This window comes from Peribacillus asahii, assembly GCF_003570725.1.
GTDB classification, from domain to species: domain Bacteria; phylum Bacillota; class Bacilli; order Bacillales; family DSM-1321; genus Peribacillus; species Peribacillus asahii.
In genome coordinates, this window is the sequence record NZ_QWVS01000022.1 from 1 (window position 1) to 20,302 (window position 20,302).

Below are 20,302 nucleotides of genomic sequence, written 5' to 3' on the forward strand. Positions count from 1 at the left end.
CCCCGGCAAAAGGTCTTCATAAGGGTGATGAAGGACGTTTTCCAGTAACTAGCCTCGGCAAAAGGTCTTCATAAGGGTGATGAAGGCCCTTTTCGAGCAACTAGACTTGGTAAAAGTCCTTCATAAGAGTGATGAAGGACATTTTCCAGTAATTAGACCTAGCAAAAGGCCTTCATAAGATCCAATGAAGGATAAAATCGGGGAAACGGGCTAGGAGAGTGTCTATCACCCGAGCTTTGAAGAACAAAGTTCCTTTTTATTTGTTCATTTTTATTTAAGCTTCATTAGAATATAACTTTTGAAGAAATAAAAGCTGCTACTTCCCCAAAAAAATACAGGTAGAGAAAAACAAATCGTTTTCTCTACCTGCTTTATTCGGTATTCTTTCAATGCAGTGCTACTAGTTCTTTAATTTCCTCTGTTGAAAGCTCGGTAATCCAATTGTCACCGCTAATAATTTCATCGTTTAAGGCTTGTTTCTTATCGAGCATTTCGTCAATTTTCTCTTCTAATGTGCCGGTACAGATGAGCTTATGGACATGGACGAAGCGTTTTTGACCGATACGGTAGGCGCGGTCGGTCGCTTGGTTCTCTACAGCGGGGTTCCACCAGCGATCGTAATGAATCACGTGGTTGGCGGCTGTTAAGTTAAGTCCCGTTCCACCTGCTTTTAAGGACAAAATAAAAATCGGGAACTCGCCTTCTTGGAATTTCGCAATCATCTCATCGCGTTGCTTCTTGTTGGCGCTGCCGTTTAAAAACGGTACATCAATCCCATAGCGTTTTTCCAGTAATTCCTTCATCATATTCCCCATGCCGATATATTGCGTGAAGATTAGGCAGCTTTCATCCTGCTCTCGCACAGCATCGACGAGCTCTGTTAACTTCTCGAGCTTACCTGAACGCTGACTCGTTTGAAGACTATCATCCTCTTCCTTAAGGTACAGAGCTGGATGATTACATAGCTGCTTAAGCTTGTTGAGCATTTGTAAAATCATCCCTTTGCGCTCAAAAGCGGAGAGCTGTTCGATGTTAGCGAACGTATCTTGAATAAGCTGCTCGTAAAGGGAAGCCTGCTCGGTCGTAAGTGGTACGAATTCCTTTTGCTCTTGCTTATCCGGTAAGTTCAAGGCTACATCTTGGTCACGTTTTGTGCGTCGTAATAAGAACGGTTGGATGAGACGCTGTAGCTCTTTAATTTTGTCTTTTTGCTCTTCACGTTCAATGGTGGCAACATATTTCTCCTGAAATTGTCCAAGAGAGCCAAGATAGCCTTTGTTAATAAAATCAAAAATCGCCCACAATTCGCTTAACCGGTTTTCCATCGGTGTTCCTGTTAATGCGACGTGATGCTGTCCTTGCAGCTTACGAACAGCTCGCGATTGCTTTGTTTGTGCATTTTTAATATTTTGCGCTTCGTCTAGAATAATGCTGCTCCAATGAACGCTTGCAAGCTCTTCCTCGTCTTGATGCGTTAACCCGTAAGACGTTAACACAATATCATAATCTGCGATTTTCGCCGCAAAGTCTTCTCCCTTTGTACGGCTCGCCCCGTAATGAAGGTGGACATGCAGGCTTGGGGCAAACTTTTCAAGCTCACGCTGCCAGTTGCCAAGTACAGAAGTAGGGCAAACAATGAGTGCAGTCTTTACAGGCTTTGCTTCTGTCTCTAATATTTCTGCTGTTTGAGAAGTCTCTTTTACATGCAACAAGTAAGTAATCATTTGCACCGTTTTTCCGAGTCCCATATCATCAGCTAAACAAGCGCCAAATCCATGCTCACGAAGGAATAACAGCCAGCTCATCCCAAGCTTCTGATACGGGCGTAAATCCCCGTGTAATGTCTTCGGTACAGGCAGCAAGGGAATATTCCTCGTTTCACGTAAATGGCTTATCATTTTGCGAAGCTCTTGGTTCAGTTCAAATTGAATTCGCAGCAAGTCATCTTGTTCGTCGTCCTCTTCTCCTGCATCCTCTTGCAATAATTCCTGCTGTAAGAGGTCGGACAGTTGAAGCCCTTTTTCATTTGCCGTTTCCATCAGCTCTTGAATTTGCTTAATAAAAGCAGGGTCGAGCTTTACCCATTGTCCGCGAATGTAAATAAGTCGCCTTTTTTCATTTACAAGGGCTTCAAACTCGGATTCTGTTAAATCCTCTCCATTAAGGGAAAAACGCCAATCGAAGTCCATTAGCGCTTTCAGACCAACATAGGACGGTCCGCGATTTTGCTGGCTTTTTACTTTAGCCTTCACTTTGAGGGACGATTCTTTGAGCGTCAACCACCATGAAGGAAGTAAAATTTCTGCTCCGAGAAATAGTAATTTTTCACTCGCATCAGTGAGGAATTCCCACGCTTCGAGTTCAGATAGCTCTTGCTTAAACTGCCCATTGTCAGTCAGCCAAGGGACGATTTTGGACCAGCGGGCAATCACTTTATCAATGGCTTCACGATATTTACTCCAGCCGCGCGGCAGCCGTTTTTTCGTATATACTTCCGTAATGTCGGCGTCTTTTTTCGAACGAAGGATAACGTCAAGCGTCCACGCTCCTTCTCCGCCTGGAGGCTCGCTTAAACGAAGCCCAATCGTAAAGGGCTTCTCATCCGTTGCTAGACCGAGCCATTCTGCCCAGCTTTCTGGGTCAAAGAATGTTTGCAGTTCCTCTGGAGATAGCTGAGTGGTTTGTAAGGCTGTCATCGCCTCGCTCCATTTATGAGAAATAGGAGAGTATTTCTCCAAGTATAGATTCGCAGCGCCGTTATACCACTTCTCGATAAACGAGCGATTTGTCTCGGCTGTCAGTGTTTGCAAGTCAGGGGAAATCGTCTCTTCCCAAAAGGAAGGAACAAATTCTTCTTCCACCTCATCAGGGAGCTTCCAGGCTAATTCACTTGCTTGCAGACTTGCGAAATCAGGAATAGGCAGGCCTGCTTCAATCGCTTCGTGCAATACAGGTGCTGCAGATAAGCAAAGAGAAGAAGCTTCTGACCATTCCCAATCAATGAAAGAATTAAAGCTTTCTCGGGCGAAGAAGTTCAACAGTCCCCATGCATCCAGCGTATAGACAGGCTTGCCTTCCCACATATCAGTCGTAACTTGTGTCCCATAGAAGCTCGCGTCATCCCAAGTAAACAACAATCTGCGGATATGGATTGTATCGAGAAATCGCTCCTCCTCATTGATGACAGCTAGACGATACAAGTCGTGGTCAAGCGGTGCCACTTTAATTTTTAACTTTCCTAGATTAACCATCGATTAGCTTACCCCTTTTTAATTCTTCTTGAAAAGCACGCAGCCGTTTTGTGGAGCTAGTGACATAGTTCATATAGCGTTCAAATGTCTCTTCCTGCTTCAACTTTTTATAAATTGTGCGCATTTTCTTTAAGTAGCGGACCGCTTGCTTATACGCTGAGCGATTTTTCAACGACACTTTTTCTTGAACAGCATGATAATAGAGCGGCAAAATTAAGGCTGGTTCTTCAGATGCTACTTCTTTAATGAGCTCAGTACTAATTAAATCAATGCTAATGTCAGAATAAATATGCATCTCAACCCACTTCTTATACTGCTTCTGCTCGAATAAAAAGTTCGCATAATTCCAATAACTATGCGGCAATGTGACCCGGTAAAATTTCTCTAGCAGGTCGAGCCGCTTTGACTTATAGCACCACTGGCTGATTGGCCGCGTAAACGTCCGCACGAAATCAACGCGCTCATAATAATCCTCGAGATTTGCTAAAAACGTTCGGACATGTGTAATCGCGAATTCAATAAATGGGAGCGGACGCATTTGTTGAAGAGATTGAAGCCAGTAGAATAGATAAGGACAAGCAGCGGCATCTAATTCCTGCAGCCACGCTGTCGCCCGGTCATCATCATTCTCCAGTACTGACAAATGAATAGCGGCAATCGTATACGTATTCCGTTCCTCTGTATCCTGTTCCAGTTGATTGAGCTCTTGTGTAACACGCTCGAGCTCTTCCTTTCGCCATGTGCTATTGGAAAAAAGAAAGGCCCAAATTTCGCGATATAAATCAATCCGTTCATAGGTCAGTAATGGATGATTGTCAAGCAGCGTCACGACATCTGCTTTTAAACCTTCAATAAATGGATCAAAAGCAAATGGACGGGCTTGGCGACTAAGCGGTTGCACCATCTCATATAATTCCTCTGTTAAATCTGTAGCAAACGTATAGAAGGTGCGAACGACTTGCGTATTTTTACTATAGGAATTCAATAATGGCAGTGTATGTAAAAACGTACAAAAGAGCGTCGTAAAGTGATACAGCATTTTCCATTCGCTTTCAATTGGCGCCTTCGCTTTTAATTCTTGTAAATATTGTTGAATATGACCGTCTAGCAGGTAGGCAGGTGCATGAAGTTCGCTTTCGACCTTCTCATGAAAGGTGTGTGCAACAAACTCCTTATAAGCAAAATAGTCTTTCGCAAGTCCGCTAGCTTCTTGAGCTTTCTTTGCGAATACTTCACTAGCCTTTTGGATCGGTAAGGGACTTGGCTTCTTGCTCTGTTGCCACTCTTCGATCCATTCTGTGACGCTCGCTATTTCACTATAGTGGGAAAAGAAAAGCGCGAGCTGATGCCGGCAGATGAAGTTCGCTCCGCACGTACAGCGTCCGTTTTGTGGAAAGAGGAGCTCCAATTTTACTTGATGACGCTCTATGTCATAGACTTCAGCTTGAATCCACTCATCTCCCTGAGACGAGGTTTCAACAACATTTTGTGTGTATAACGTAAGCCCTTCTCCAACGACAGCTGCATCATGCGCAGAATCGGGATTCAACAGTTTCTTCACTTGCTCGGCTGTATACTGTAACAATTGGCTTTCCATGAGTTTCTCCACATCGCTCTCTTACTTATTTAATATCGTCTAAATACCTATTATTCAAACTTTGGAATTTCAATCATCCTTTTATTATACCTTAATGTAGGGAAGGATTTGAAGTAGTGCAGACGTTCTCTCCTTCTTGAAGGGTGATTCACGCGGAAATGCCAAGGAATCCCGCCAATTATGATAAAAATCCCGCTAAATTTGCTCATAATCCCGCCAACTTGTAGAAATTTGCCGAAATCAGTCACTCTATCACGCAACTTTTGCCCCATTTTTGTTAAAATAATAGGGAGTAATGTTAAGAGGGGGAAGCTATGAAAAAGAGACCTTTTATCACCAGCATGATACTAACTAGTTTATTGCTGCTAACAGGTTGTACAGACGAACCGAAACCGGAAGATCGTTTCGCCGATTATACAAAATTATGGAACAAACAGAATTTTGAGGGTATGTATGACTATTTGTCAGCGGACGCAAAGAAAGAAATTAGTGAAGAACAGTTTAGTGAACGCTATGAGAAGATTTACAAAGGCATTGAAATGGAAGACCTTAAAGTAGAATATAAGCTTCCAGAAGAGCTGCCGAAGCATAAAGATGAGGAAAAAGTAGAAGTAACGTATTCCGTTTCGATGGAGACGGTCGCAGGTCCAGTGGAATTTAAAAATGAAGCGACACTTGTGAAAGAAGGAAAAGATGAGAAAGAGAATTGGTATATTGAGTGGGGGCCGAACTACATTTTCCCAGAGCTTGAAGAAGACGAAAAAGTATCCGTTGAAACATATCCAGCTGTTCGCGGTGAAATCGTCGACCGTTATGAGCGTGGTCTTGCAATTAATGGAACTGTGGCTCAAGTTGGAATTGTCCCAGAGAAGATGGGGGAAGAAAGCGCCGCCATCTCACAAGTCGCTAAGCTGTTAAACATGTCAGTAGAAGAAATTGAGGCAGAACTGAATCAATCTTGGGTGCAGCCAAGTTATTTTGTTCCAATTAAGAAACTGCCGCAAAATGACGCAAAGATTGCTAAGCTCATTAGTATACCTGGCGTATCGATAACGGAAGTAACAGAACGTGTTTATCCGTATGGTGCAGCTACCGCTCATTTAATTGGCTACGTTGGTGAAGCATCAGCGGAGGATTTAGAAAAGTTAAAAGGAAAAGGTTATACAGCTAATGATGTTATCGGCAAGCGCGGCTTGGAACAGCTGCTAGAAGAACGACTTCGAGGCGAAGCTGGCGCCAAAATTTATATTAAAGCCGATAATGGTACAGAAAAAGTGATTGCAGAGCGTAAAGGAAAAGAAGGAGAATTCATTGCGCTCACGATTGATGCGGAACTGCAACAAGATATTTATAAGCAATATAACAATGAAGCGGGTACAGCCGCAGCGATGAATCCAAAGACAGGGGAAACATTGGCTCTTGTTTCAAGTCCATCGTTTGATCCGAATCAATATGTCCTTGGCATGAGCAGTGCCCAGCAAAAGGCGCTTGAAGAAAACAAAGACAAGCCATTGCTCAATCGTTTTAGCTCAACCTATGCACCAGGCTCAACAATTAAAGCATTAACAGCCTCTGTTGCTTTGAAAAACGGCGTCGATTCGAATAAAGCGCTCAGTATTCAAGGACTCACATGGAAAAAGTCGAACTGGAAAGATCATTCGATTACGCGCGTAGCGAATCCGGGCATTCCAATTGATATGAAAAACGCGTTGATTTATTCTGATAACATCTATTTTGCACGTCAAGCACTAGACCTTGGGAAGGATAAATTTACGAGCGGGCTGAAAGACTTTGGTTTTGAAGATACACTGCCGCTTGAATATCCGATTAAAGCATCGAGTATTGGAGATATAAGCAGTGAAGGCCGTCTGGCTGACAGCGGCTACGGCCAAGGGCAAGTGCAGATGAGTGCGATTCATTTAGCGGCAACCTATACGGCCTTTTTAAATGAAGGAAACGTGATCGCCCCGACACTTATCCAGAAAGACAAAATGGAACCAACGATTTGGAAGAAAAACGTCATTACTGCTAAGCAGGCGAATCAGCTAACAGGCATGCTCAAGCAAGTTGTCACGCATCCGAAAGGAAGTGCTCACAGTCTGAATGACCTTAAACTCAACATTGCAGGTAAAACGGGTACGGCTGAAATCAAAGCATCCAAAAACTCAACCGGAACCGAAAATGGCTGGCTCGTCGCCATGGACACAAAAAGTTCATCTTTACTGATGGCTTGGATGATTGAAGACGTCAAAGGCCGAGGCGGAAGCCACTTTGTTGTGGATCGAATGAAGCCTGTTTTGAAAAAATATATACAGTGAATAAAAAAGCACCAGTTTAAACTGGTGCTTTTTTATTATATTGGAATGTTCCGAAATTGGATAAAAAAATAACATTGTACATAAATATATATCAAAAGTATTTTTCTGGAATAATTAAATGTGAATATAAGTTAAAAATAATAGTATATATATCACATCGATTAATGCAGGTAGGATCATTAGTACTGGTCTAATGTACTTGTTTGTAACGCTCCTGTTTGTTATAATTTTTTAGGATATTTTTAACTTGTTTGTATTAATTTTAAATATATTTTAATATTTGAAACCATATGTACCATAAATTTCTATTTTATTAGTCTAGAATTTTAATAAAAAGCTAGAAATTACAAAAAAATTGTATTATTATAGTTATACAAGAATGATTTAGTAATTAAATCGTTGTTGTTTATTTTTGTGCTAAAGGCACTACTAGTAGAACAAATAACTTGCAAAGATACATAAAAGTTAGTTTACTAGTACTTGAGACATTAGTTCCGTAAGTCGTTAGATTAAGTATGTTCTGTTTTGAGCAATGCTACCTAGCGCAACACTATAGATATATTCGAAGGGAGATTACTTTCTAAATGAGTAAAAAGAAAGCAATTAAAATCGCAACGGCATCAGCAATCGCTTTAACAGGAGCAGTAGCAGTGGCACAACCACAAGCAGACGCTGCAACAAACTCTGTTGACAAAGCAATCACAAAAGCTACAACACAAGTAAACAAAGCGTTTAACTTGTACTACAACACTACAAAGAAAAGCAACAAACTTCCAAGCGGTTCTGCAATCAGAAAAGAAGTTAAGTTAGCTGAGCAATACTATGCAGCTGCACAAAAAGAAATCGCTAAAAACGGTGGAAGCAAAAAAGCTTCTTACACTAAAAAATTAGAAGCAAGCAAAACTTCTTTAAACCGTGCGAAAAACTATGTTGCAGCAATTAGCGTAACATTAAAAGCTTCAAGAACAGATCTAGATAAAGCAATCGCTTCTGGTAAACAAGGGACAGTTGCTTCAAAACATGCTGCACTAGAGAAGAAAATTGCTGAGTTCGAAAAAGCAGTTACAAAAGTATTCGGCCCAGATGCTCGCCGTTTATTAACAAAAACTTACACAACTCCAGCTAAAGCAGAAGCTGCTGCTGTAGCTACTGAAGTGAAAGTTTATGCTGCTTATAAAGAAATCGAAAGCAAAAAATTAATCAGCACAGATCTTGAAAAAGCTGGTAAATTAATTGAAGACGTTAAAGCTGACGTTGAAAAGCTAAAAGCTAAAAATACTACATTAGCTAAAAACCTTGTAAAAGCTGCTGAGAAAAACAACAAAGCTTATGAAGCTGCATTACCAGCAGTTGTTACAGCTGTAAGTGCAACTAACGCTTCTACATTAACATTAACAGGTACTAGCCTTAAAAATCTTAAAGCTGAAGACATCACTTTAGCTGGAAATACAGTAGAATCTGTAACTGCAGCTGCTGATGGAAAAACAGCAACTGTTGTTCTTAAAACACTTGTAACTCCAAATGTTGAACAAACAGTGAAAGTAAAAGATAAAGAATTTAAATTCACTTATAAATTAACAGCAACAGGTGCGGCTATCACAGAAGCAACTTATGATGATAATAGAGCAAACCAATTCGTTGCATTTACAGTAAATGGAGCAGTTGCTAATGTATCTGACCTTCTTGCTAATGGATATACTGTAAACTTCTCAGCAACTGATAAAGATGGAAATAATGACAAAAGTACTGAATTATTCGCTAACAGAACAACAGGGGAATTAAGAACTACTGGTTTAGCTGAAGAATATAAAGTACAAGTAACATTAACTAATGGAACAAATGTAATTGTGTCTCCATTACAAACAATTAAAGTTAAAAACTTAGATTTAGCTGCAAGTGCTATTAATTCATATGAGTTCTTAAATACTACTGGTGCTAGCTCTGTAGTTCAAAATAGTACAAAATTAGTAGTTGGAGAAACTGGTACATTCCAAAACTTAAAAGTAGTAATTGATGGAACAGAAGAAAAAGGTCTAGTTCCAACTAAAGTGGAAAGTTCAAATAAAGCAGTTGCTTCTGTATCAGGTGGAGTTGTAACGGCACATACTCCAGGAACTACAACATTAACACTTACTTACGGTAATACTACAAAAGCTGTAACATTTACTGTAGTAAACGAAAAACGTGAACTAAATTCAGTGAAAGTTACTAAACAAAATTCTGATACACAAATTTATAATACAACTGCTATTCTTGGAAATGGTCCTACATTAACTGTATCACCTATTGACCAATATGGTGACCCAGTAGATGCTGCAGTTCTTAAAGTTGAATCTTCAGATGCTGCAATTGCTAGTGCACCAGCTACTGTAACATCAGCAGCAAATGGTAAAGTTGATGTAGCGGTTACAGCTTCTAAAACTGGCTCTACAACACTATTGTTCAAAGATAATGCAAATAACAAAACATTATCTACATTTGGTGTAACAGTTACTGAAAATAATGGTGTTGCTACGAAAAAATTAGAAATTGTAGAACCAAAAGATAGCGATGCTGTTAAAAAATCAGCTGATAATACATTAGATCTTTCTGATGATAACTTTGTTGAATACAAATTAAACCAATACACTTCAGAAGGTGTTAAAAATGGTTCAGTTAACTTTGCTACTTATACAGTAACATCATCTGATACTGATGTAGCGACTGCTGCTACAGCTGGCGATGTTCTTACAATTACAGGTAAGAAAAAAGGTACAGCTACAATTAGCTTAAAAGATAATGCGGGTGTAAACGTTGGGACAATCACTGTAACAGTTGTTGATAATAAAGCAACAATTACAGGTGTTACATTTAAACCACAAAGCAAACTTGATTATGCTAAAACGGTTGATTATAAAACGTTCTTATCTTACTCAGAAGCAGCTGCTGGCTTAGATCCTGTTATTACTGGTATTACTTTAAGTAAATCAACTAATAATTCAGTTCGCCTTGATGCTGATGGGACTAATAAGCTTTATATCGATACAAACGGAAACTCTAATTATGATGCTGGTGATACAGATCTTGGTGAAATCGAACTTACTGCAACAACAGATTCAACAAACCTTACACCAGCTGGTGCATCAGTAGCTGTAAACTCTGGAGCTAAAGGTACATTAATCTTCAAAGTCAAAGAAGTTGGTAAAACTAAAATTTACGCATCTACTTCTTTAGAAGTGAACGTTAAGTAATTAAAGGAATTGAGGTCAAATTCTCAGCTTCCTTAATAAAGTGAAGCTCTGTGGGGAGAAATCTCTGCAGGGCTTTTTCTTTTGAAGAGAATTTGAATCAGAGAGAAAAATAAGTTTATATTAGTGTATAGGATTAACATAGGCCTTAATTCCTTTGGAGGAGTTAAGGTTATTTCTATTTAGGAGAGAATTAGTATGAATCATTATAAGGTATTGGGTTACTTGGAAGGTAAATTGGAGTTGAGAAAGGTAACATCGTTAGCTCAATGCTGATAAAGGGTCTGATTTATTGAAATACTTAAACGTTCACTTGGTATTTTCGTTTATCATTTAACATCAAAATTCAATCATATTATGTTTTTTCCGGTTTAGGCTATGAATAATTGGAGTCATAATTATAGTGACGATGATAGGATAGATGGATTCTAGACAGGTGAGGTTATGTCTTGTATTGTAAAGTTGATTTGTTTTTTTGAATTTTGCGTTTGTAAAAATAAGAGAAGGTCTACCATTCTAAAGTCTAATTTTATGAAATTACTAGATAGAATCTCTATATTTTTAGGGGAATGGAGGGAGAGTTCTTTCACCATGAAGAAAAAGAAAGTAATTAAAATCGCAACAGCAACAGCTGTCACTGCATCAGCATTTGTAGTTGCACCAGCAATTCAACCAGAAGCAGCAACAAACTCTGTAGACAATGCGATTACAAAGGCTACGAAACAAGTAGATAAAGCGTTTAATCTTTACTACAATACTGCAAAGAAAAAGAATAAACTTCCTAGCGGTTCTACCATTAGAAAAGAAGTGAAGTTAGCTGAGCAATACTATGCGGCTGCTGAAAAGGAAATCGTTAAAAACGGTGGAAGTAAAATGAAAAAAGCAACTTATACGAAAAAGTTAGAAGGAAGCAAAACTTCTCTAAATCGTGCGAAAAACTATGTTGCGGCAGTTAGCGTAAAATTAAAAGCTGCAAGAATAGCATTAGAGACAGCAATCGAATCCGGTAAGCAAGGAAAAGTGTATTCTGCACATATTGCAGTAGAGACAAAGATTGCTGAATTCGAAAAGGCGGTTAAGAAAACATTTGGTCCGGATGCTCGCCGCTTATTAATGAAGACTTACGCAACTCCGGCTAAAGCAGAAGCTGCTGCTGTAGACACTGAAGTAAAAGTGTATGCTGCTTATAAAGAAATCGAAAGCAAAAAATTAATTACAACAAACCTTAAAAAAGCAGGCGAATTAATCGAAAGTGTGAAGGTTGAGGTAGAAGAGTTAAAAACTAAAGATACTACAGTAGCTGCTAACCTTTTAAAAGCTGTTGAGAAAAACAACAAAGCTTATGAAGCTGCATTACCACCAGTTGTTGATGCGGTAAGTGCTGATAACATTACTACTTTAACTATTACAGGTACTAGCCTTAACAATTTAAAAGCTGAGGATATTACGGTAGAAGGAAATAAAGTTGTTACATATACTGCAACTAGTTCTAAATCAGCTACGGTAACTTTAGAAGGTAGTCTGCCGGCTAATACGGATGTTAAAGTAACCATTAAAGATTCTGTTTCGGTTAGAGATTACAATGTTACATATAGTTTTCACCCAAAAGTTGTTGCTGTTCAGGCTGCCACTTATGATGATAATACAAAAGGTCAAAAATTGACTGTTACTGTCGATGGAGTACCCACCTCGATAGATTATTTACAATCCGCCGGTTATACAATTGAATTTAATGTCTTTGATAGGGATGGAGTTTCTGCAAATGAACGATTATTTGGTTCAGTATCCGCAAGCGCTGATGGAAAATTCCAAGATGCTGTACTTTCTTCTGGTGATTATACCACGCAAGTCACTATTTCTAATGGTTCAACTATATTAACTTCAGAAAAAACTAGTATCTCTATTAAAAACCTTGATAAGGTAGCGACGGCAATAAACTCTTATGAATTAACGAATAAGGCTGGCTTCATCCAAAACTCTTCTACGCTAGTTTTTAGGGAAGTAGCAATACTTTCGAAAGTAAATATTAGTGTTGGGCCTAGTCGAGCTGAATTAGCACCAGGAAGTTTTGAGATAAAATCGTCCGATGAAACAGTTGTTGTGGCTAATTCCGCTACTGGAGTACTGACTGCACAAGGGTTAGGTACAGCGAAAGTGACGATTACAGTTGGTCAGGTGACGAAAGAAATAACTGTAACGGTTAAAGGGGAAGCACGCAAAGCAGTAAGAGCTACACCTGTTACAAACCCAAATAAAGTGCTAATTGGTGCAACTAGCCCAAGTATAAATAAAGTAAAAATAACAGACCAATATGGCGATCCGGTAGTCTCGACTATGACAGGAGTGTTTGTTCACTATCCAATAAATATTGATGGATATGCTACTACATACACAACAGCTGGTGGAGAGGAATTAAATACTTCTGGTACTACTGATGGTAAAGTAGTTGTTCCTTTAGCGGGGGCTACTACCGCAGGGCAGACTGGAATGGTTTTATTGAAAAATGCAGACAGTGACATACTTGGAGGTTTTAACGTAACCACAACTGCAGTTAAGAATGTAGCGAATTTAAAATTGGTACATTCTGAAGTGTCGGAATCTAAAGATGATTATATCAATGCGGAACTTGCAAGTGATGATACGATTTCTTATAAGATTTCTCAATATACTTCTGAGGATGTGTTTAATGGTGATCTTAGTGATTTAACGGGGTACAAAGTAATGTTTAATAGGAAAGTCATTGCTGTTAATGGAGATACAACAGGAAATTATGATTTGAAAGCTAGTGATGCAACCATTGATGTGACAATTAAAGGCGCGGGTACAACAGACCTTGCTATTTTTAAACCAAATGGCATGTTAGCAGACAAGAAAACCATTACGGTCGCTAAGGATACTGCAAAGATTATTTCAGTAGATTGGAAGTCTGCCCCGGTCATTAACTATACCTCCAACCTTAATTACAAAACAGTTCTCGATATAACGGAAGGTGCTGGCCCAACGGACGATATTGTGAAAGGAATTACTTTAACCGCCCCAGTTCTTAATAAAATACGAATGGCTGAGTCTGCTAATGCGAGTGCTGGAGGATTCACGGATGGTGATCTTTATATTGATAAGAATGCCAATGGTGTTTCAGACGCTGGAGATAGGTTAATTGGTAAACTGGCTTACACTATATCACCTAATGCTACAGGTACGCTTGCTAATGTTAGTAAGGACGGTAATGGATTTACTGGTTTAAGTGTTGCGGTAGGTTCTCCAGCAAAAGGCATTGTGACTTTCTTCATTACGGATGAAACGTCTTCTGATGCAGCTAAGCCGGTGGTTGTGACTAAAACGGTGATTGTTGATGTGAAGTAATAGATGTTGAAAAGGTGCTGGTCAATCTCTGTATATCGCTAGATTTTGTTATGTTGCTATACATAATATGCATCATACTTGTTCATTACTCCTAATGGGAGTTTGCCCCCAACTCTATATTCGTTGATAGGTTATATTGAATAATTAATAACTAAATAAAAATATTTTAACCTCACCTTATATGGTGGGGTTTTCTTTCACGTTAGGACCATTATGCGTAACAGCGCTTTTAAGCAAATGCTACTAAATAGTAGGTGTTATTTTTTATTGTTTTGAGGGAAGAGTTTAATGTGGGGTTGCTTGGAAAAGATCTGAAGAATAGGTGTAATCCCTGTAGGACTTTATTTAGATTTTTTTGAAAATACATTATATTTTCGTTGGAAAATAGGAATCCGCTGGATATTTATGTTAATGTCATTATAAAGATTGTAAAAAATGTACTTACACTGACGGTGAGGATAGTTTAAGGACATAGAGTTGAAAAGTGAATATGATTACCTTAACGATCTTTATTTACAAGGGTACTGTAAAAGGGCTATTACTCTATTTGATTCCTTTTGTTTTCCGATAAATGGTATTTTTATGGTGGTTGATGGAAGTGGTTTTGATATACATTAAAAAGTTTTTCTTACCATATAAATCGTTGTTGTATGGTGATATAATTTGAAATTGTATAAAATCATAACAAGTAGGAGATAGGATTGAAATGAATGAATCATTAGCTAAGAGTGAGAGTAAACTTAGGTCTGGAATCGATAGAGTTCAGAATCGACCATTAATTAATATTGAGGGCAAATTCAGACCAGAAATCGAAGGGTTGCGCGTTGTTGCCGCACTATTGGTAGCCGTTTATCATATATGGCTTAATCGTGTTTCTGGCGGGGTTGATGTATTCTTTGTAATTTCAGGTTTTCTTATTACTACTTCAATTGTCTCCACAATTAATCGAACAGGGGAATTTCGTTTTCGGCTATATGTTACAAAGTTAATGAAAAGATTACTTCCTTCTGTATTTTTTATTCTTGGAATGGTTCTGGTTTTAAGTTGGTTTTTATTACCTGAATCAATTTTAAATAAAACGATACGTGAAGTATTTGCCTCCATGTTTTTTTATCAAAACTGGCAACTAGCTTTTTCGAGCACGGATTATTTAGATTCCAGCCAAATGAAAACACCTGTTGAACACTTTTGGGCCTTGTCTATACAAGGACAATTTTATATGATTTGGTTTTTGATATTCACTTTCATTTTATTGTTAATAAAAAAATATAAAGTAACTAAAGTTAAAACATTAATCAATACTATTTTAGGGATATTATTTGTTTCTTCTTTTATATACTCAATCTATTTAACGAATATTAATCAACCATGGGCTTATTTTATTACGATGACACGTGTGTGGGAATTTACTTTAGGTAGCTTGCTTTGTATCAATTTATCATTAATTAAGGTAAATAAATATATTGCTACAGTAATAGGTTGGCTTGGATTAATCGGTTTACTTTTAACCGGAATCGTTTTTAATGTATCTGAAATGTTTCCGGGGTATATTGCCTCATGGCCAATGATCTGTGCATTATTCATTGTTTTGTCTGGTACACAAGATACAAAATATGGTGTCAAACGCTTTTTAGGTTCATCTGTAATGGTGAAGCTAGGCGGAATTTCTTTTGGAATTTATTTATGGCATTGGGTGTTATTAGAATTCTATCGTTATAATGTCCAAGAAACTCCAGGAGCTATCGTTGGAACTCTTATTATTATTTCATCCATTATCTTATCTTTTTTAATGACACGATATATAGAAAAACCAATTCGAAGCTCAGTTAACAAGAAATCATTTAATAGACTTGCGATAATGGGTAGTGTGAATATATTGTTAATTGGATCTCTTTTGATAGGAGTATATATAAGCCAATCTAAGCTAGAAAAAGAAATAACCTATGAAAATTATCCAGGGGCGTTAGCTGTGAAAAATCCTAATGATGTACCTGATAAAGAACCGATACCGGCATTTTCTAAAGCTTTTAATGATTTACCACAAGCGCATCTGGATGGCAGTAATCAGGGTGTAGAAGATAGTGACTTAAAAATAGGGGAATACGGTAAAACTGAAAATTACGATGCGACAATTGCCCTGATTGGTAGTTCCCATTCAGAACATTGGTTAGGTGCAATATTACAAGCAACAAAAGATTCTAATTATCGTGTATTGAGTCTGACTCGTTCAGGTACACGGTTTTCAACAGGGTATTCGGATGATGAGGTAAAAGGTATCTGGGTCAATAATGTTCTAGATTATCTAAAGAATGCAGATGTAGATCTTATCGTTGCTCAAGCTACAGCTTCTGATACGTCTATTAATAGAATCCAACAACAAATGGTTGATCAGCTGCAGTATGTTAAAGATGAATATGGTATGGAAGTGTTAGCTATTCGCGATGATCCAAGATATAGTTTTAATGTATTGGAATCATTAGAAACAGATGGACTAGAAGAAACGGCAAAAAAAATGAATTTAGAAGATAATCAGAAAGACGAAAAGTTTTGGAGAAAATTTGAAAACGAGAATAAATCATTGCATAAAATCGACTTAACAGATTACTTTAAGGTAAATGGTAAATTCCAACCTGTTATCGGTAATGTTGTGATTTATCGAGATAACAGACATTTAACCAATACTTATTCTGAAAGTTTTGGACCTGTTTTTGAGGAAAAAATCAACAAGATACTCAAAGATGAATAATAGGGTTCTCTGCGGCATAGTTAGGATGCTGGAGATTTAAGATTAGGATAAAGTTTAAAGCGATGAAGTACGAAAGAAAAGCTCTGTGAGAGAATGAACTGCACCCCAATTGGAGGTGCAGTTTTTTATAGCTTGAACTTGACGAAAAATATGAATCTTTCTTTATATTTAACGAATCCAAAAGATACAGGTTTTTATGTAGAAGTATTTAATCAAAACAATTCAGTTCACCAATATTTATATACAGAATATGGGGCTGGGAAACTTAAGAATATTAGTAATCTTAATTTAAAAAAAGGAATTTATTATATTAAGGTTCGACATAACAAGGGCGAAAACAACAAAGTTTCTTATACGTTAAAAGTTATCCAAAGGGATACAACACCACTTGCCACCGCTGCTGTAAAGTAACAACTAAGTCTACGAAAGTAACCGGAAAAGCAGAAAAAGGTGCAACAGTTTATGTGTATAGAGGCAGTACAAAACTTGGTCAATTGGTTGCCTCAAGTTCTTCAGGCAGCTATTCTGTGAAAATTGCCAGGCAAAAGAAAGGTACTCGCTTAAACGTTTATGCAAAAGATAAAGCTGGTAACAAAAGTCGAACAAAAACAATAAAAGTTCAATAGAAAAGGTAAATGTTATTCCCTGATAAAGAAGGCCAGCTATCTAAAGAGATAGGTGGCTTTTTCATTTATATGAAATGTCACAAAAAAGTAAATATTATTCAGACTATGAGAAGAAGGAACTGTTTAATTTAAAAATTTGAAACCGATAAAATAAATGAAATCTATATTAAAAGGTACAATCAAGGAAACTTGATGTCACAAAGCTATCGGGGCTAAGGGTTATCATCTATGCCAGCCAGCTGCCGTTACCACAAGGAGGAGAAGGTAATGAAAACAAAATGGTTTTCAAAGATTTTAGCAAGTTTAGTAGCAATCACTCTAGTATTGGGTTCTGCTTCATTTGCGAGTGCGAAGGGATCCGACAACAAAAAGACAGAACAAAAGAACCCAGTTAAGAAAGAAGATAAGTCTTCTAAGAACAAAGAGAAAGAAAAAGAGAAAAAGGTTGCTGTGAAATCTAAAACTGGTAAAACAGTTGAAAAACGCCTAAATACTATCGATTCGTCGATCCAAAAGATTACGAAATCTATTAATTCATACTTTGATGTAAGTGAAGATGGAACAGCTGATAAAGAATTAAGTAAAAAAACAGCATCTAAAAAGTACAATAGCTATAAAGGGAAACTAAAAGCTGAAATCAATAAGCTTCGTGCTATTGATAAACAGTTGGCTTCTTATAAGAAAAAGCGTAAGGTGAGTAATTCTGAGTTCGACGCTTTAGCAGAAAAGTCTAAAGAACTTCAAAAATTAGCTGCAGATGAGATTGAACGAGTGAGGTCTTTAGTGGAACAGGCTTCTACTCCAAAAACAGAAGAGGAAACAACACCAGCGGAGTCTGATGAAACAACGAATGGATCAGAAGAAACAACACCAGCAGAGTCTGGTGAGACAATAAATACATCGGAAGAAACAACACCAACAGATTTAGGTGAAACTACAACTTCAACAGATTCAGCGGTTTAATAAGAGGAGTGCTTGTCACTCTCTAAAATTTATTGGAGTTTTTATGTAATAAAAAAGGAGAGTCATCATTTGAAATAATGATTACTCTCCTTTTTGCATCAGTTCAGTTTTGCAACGGCACGGGCCAGAAGGTCATTTGTCTGAAACAAATCAGCATACCTTTAACATATCGCTGAAGTGTTTGCCATATGAATAGGGTAAGACAACAGTGGAGGGGGCCTCATGATGTTAAATGCCATTTCTGATAAGCTGTCGAAGTGGATTAATCGTTACTTGCCCGATGCCTTTGTTATTGCAGTATTGATGACATTGCTTGTTTTCATACTTGGTTATATTAGCACGCCGAAAAATCCCCTTGATCTTATTCGCTCCTATGGTGATGGTTTTTGGGTTTATTTAGCTTTCACGATGCAAATGGTGCTGTTATTGATGACAGGGATGGTACTTGCTTCTGTTCCGTTTATTAGAAAAGGGTTAGAGGCATTATCGGCAAGAGCCAATACGGCGAATAAAGCCTACCTTCTTACATTTTTGATATCCGCTGCCGCGTATTATATCAATTGGGGGTTAGCTGTTGTCGTGGGTGCCATTGTAGCGAGGGAGGTAGGGAAACGGAATAAACAAGCACATTTTCCATTATTGGTCGCTTGTGCGTATGCGCCGACCGCTTTGTATACAGCGGGTTTATCCAGCTCTATCGGACTTACAGTAGCTACAAAAGGCCATTTCTTAGAAGATATAATGGGTATTATTCCGACATCTGAAACAATCTTTCATTCAGGAACGATTGTCATTTTCCTTGTTTTATTAATAACGATGCCTCTCTTTATTTTACTTATGGCTCCGAAACAGAATATTATACCGTATTCACCTCCTGCCAGAGAAAAAAGTAATCAGGAGAAAAGTTCTGAGATAGAAGAGTCCACTCCGGCTATTTATTTAGAGAAAACGAAAGTGTTAGGCATTTTAATTGGATTGATTGGAATTATATTTGTTATCGTGAAGTTTTTAAATGAGAAAGATTTAAATCTAGATATTATTAATATGTTCTTTTTATCTCTCGGTTTACTATTTCATGGTTCTTTATGGAATTATGGTGAAGCATTTAAGGAAGCGGCGAAATCTATATCACCCATTATTTTGCAATTCCCTTTTTATGCTGGAATTATTGCTGTATTAGGAAGTTCGGGGTTAGCAGAGAATATTATTCAGGCTATGGTCTCTATTTCAAATAAGGAAACTTTCGCTGTATTCACGTATTGGACAGCAGGATTAGTGAATATGTTGGCCCCATCAGGCGGAGGGCAGTGGGCTTTACAAGGGCCTTTGCAAATACCGGCTGGATTGGATTTAGGTGTGAATCCAGCAATTGTAGCCATGTCTGTTGGTTGGGGAGATGCTTGGACCAACTTAATACAACCGTTTTGGGCATTGCCTATACTCAGTATTGTAGGCTTGCATATACGACATATCATGGGTTATTGCTTTTTACTCTGTATTTGGGTAGGGGTGGTAACGACAATATTGCTGTATTTTGTTTATTAGGTAAGATAACTGTCACTCCCTGTAATTTATTGAAGAGTGCTAGATTAGAAGAAGGCTCGGTGAAGAGAAAAATTTCTTTGCCGGGCTTTTCTTGTAACTGAAAATAATGATTTGTTCTATTTTATCATAATTCATCGATTGGAGTTCTCTCAATCAATATATTTGGAATTGTTGCTTCAGGATAGCTGTAATCCTGAAGTAATTGTTTGATGTTCTCCATTAATTAGACCTTCATAGTTAAGGGATGGTATATGAATTCTTATTTTTATTTTAGCTATAGGCATCGCTTCTTTTATTTTGTTCTTTTAATAAGAGGACGTACAAAAAGTTCCTTCGGTTGAACTCTTACATTAGCTTAAAACATCTTGTTGTACTTTTTGAAAAAAAGATGTTGATTTATTTATACTGAAATAGTATTATTGTAATTGCCGCTAAGAGATTCTAGTAAAATAGATAATGTTCTTTTGGGGGACTTGTTAAGAAGTTAACGAACATGAAAGGTATTTTCTACCGTTCATGTGATGAAAAAACTTCAAAAAAGTTATTGACTAACTTTTAAAAGTTATGGTATATTAATTGAGCGTCGTTAAGACATGGTTCTTTGAAAACTAAACAAAACAGAAACGCCAACGTAATTTTTTAAGTGAGCACACACTATTAAAAAAG

The 20,302-nt window shown here is 37.8% G+C and carries 11 protein-coding genes and 1 riboswitch; of the genes, 8 read left to right on the forward strand and 3 right to left on the reverse strand.

From position 1 onward, the window contains the following. Positions 1–386: 386 nt before the first annotated feature. From D1953_RS12660 to D1953_RS21020, 3 genes are read right to left on the reverse strand one after another with little or no spacing between them, the layout of a single operon-like run. On the reverse strand, positions 387–3,251 hold the full coding sequence (locus D1953_RS12660) for a DEAD/DEAH box helicase (RefSeq protein ID WP_119117562.1): 2,865 nt from the start codon (positions 3,249–3,251) through the stop codon (positions 387–389). Continuing rightward, entirely contained in the window at positions 3,244–4,848 is a 1,605-nt protein-coding gene (locus D1953_RS12665) for a hypothetical protein (RefSeq protein ID WP_119117563.1), read from the reverse strand. The genes D1953_RS12660 and D1953_RS12665 overlap by 8 nt, the downstream gene beginning before the upstream one ends. A 50-nt stretch (positions 4,849–4,898) precedes the next feature. Continuing rightward, entirely contained in the window at positions 4,899–5,108 is a 210-nt protein-coding gene (locus D1953_RS21020) for a hypothetical protein (RefSeq protein WP_142920451.1), read from the reverse strand. A gap of 54 nt (positions 5,109–5,162) precedes the next feature. On the opposite strand from D1953_RS21020, the gene D1953_RS12670 reads away from it, so the two are divergent. From D1953_RS12670 to D1953_RS12700, 8 genes are all read left to right on the forward strand, one after another. Continuing rightward, positions 5,163–7,166, forward strand: a complete 2,004-nt coding sequence (locus tag D1953_RS12670) for a penicillin-binding transpeptidase domain-containing protein (RefSeq protein ID WP_119117564.1) — start codon at positions 5,163–5,165, stop codon at positions 7,164–7,166. 584 nt (positions 7,167–7,750) lie between these two features. Continuing rightward, a complete protein-coding gene (locus D1953_RS12675) occupies positions 7,751–10,396 on the forward strand; it encodes a hypothetical protein (RefSeq protein ID WP_119117565.1) in 2,646 nt (881 codons plus the stop codon). Positions 10,397–10,984: 588 nt separating this feature from the next. After that, the gene (locus D1953_RS12680) at positions 10,985–13,756 is read left to right on the forward strand and encodes a hypothetical protein (RefSeq protein ID WP_119117566.1); all 2,772 of its coding nucleotides are present in this window, start codon (positions 10,985–10,987) and stop codon (positions 13,754–13,756) included. A gap of 706 nt (positions 13,757–14,462) precedes the next feature. After that, the gene (locus tag D1953_RS12685; protein ID WP_119117567.1) at positions 14,463–16,502 is read left to right on the forward strand and encodes an acyltransferase family protein; all 2,040 of its coding nucleotides are present in this window, start codon (positions 14,463–14,465) and stop codon (positions 16,500–16,502) included. A 132-nt stretch (positions 16,503–16,634) separates the two neighbouring features. Next, positions 16,635–16,913 carry a hypothetical protein gene (locus tag D1953_RS12690; protein WP_142920452.1) on the forward strand — a complete coding sequence of 93 codons (279 nt, stop codon included), beginning with the start codon at positions 16,635–16,637 and terminating at the stop codon, positions 16,911–16,913. Between the two features lie 53 nt (positions 16,914–16,966). Further along, a complete protein-coding gene (locus D1953_RS21290; protein WP_245980105.1) occupies positions 16,967–17,128 on the forward strand; it encodes an Ig-like domain-containing protein in 162 nt (53 codons plus the stop codon). A gap of 162 nt (positions 17,129–17,290) precedes the next feature. Continuing rightward, positions 17,291–17,375, forward strand: a riboswitch (cyclic di-GMP riboswitch). Positions 17,376–17,395: 20 nt separating this feature from the next. After that, positions 17,396–18,091 (forward strand): hypothetical protein, encoded by a 696-nt coding sequence (locus D1953_RS12695; RefSeq protein WP_119117569.1) that lies wholly within the window; start codon positions 17,396–17,398, stop codon positions 18,089–18,091. A gap of 225 nt (positions 18,092–18,316) precedes the next feature. After that, positions 18,317–19,636 carry a short-chain fatty acid transporter gene (locus tag D1953_RS12700; protein WP_119117570.1) on the forward strand — a complete coding sequence of 440 codons (1,320 nt, stop codon included), beginning with the start codon at positions 18,317–18,319 and terminating at the stop codon, positions 19,634–19,636. The last annotated feature ends 666 nt before the right edge of the window (positions 19,637–20,302 follow it).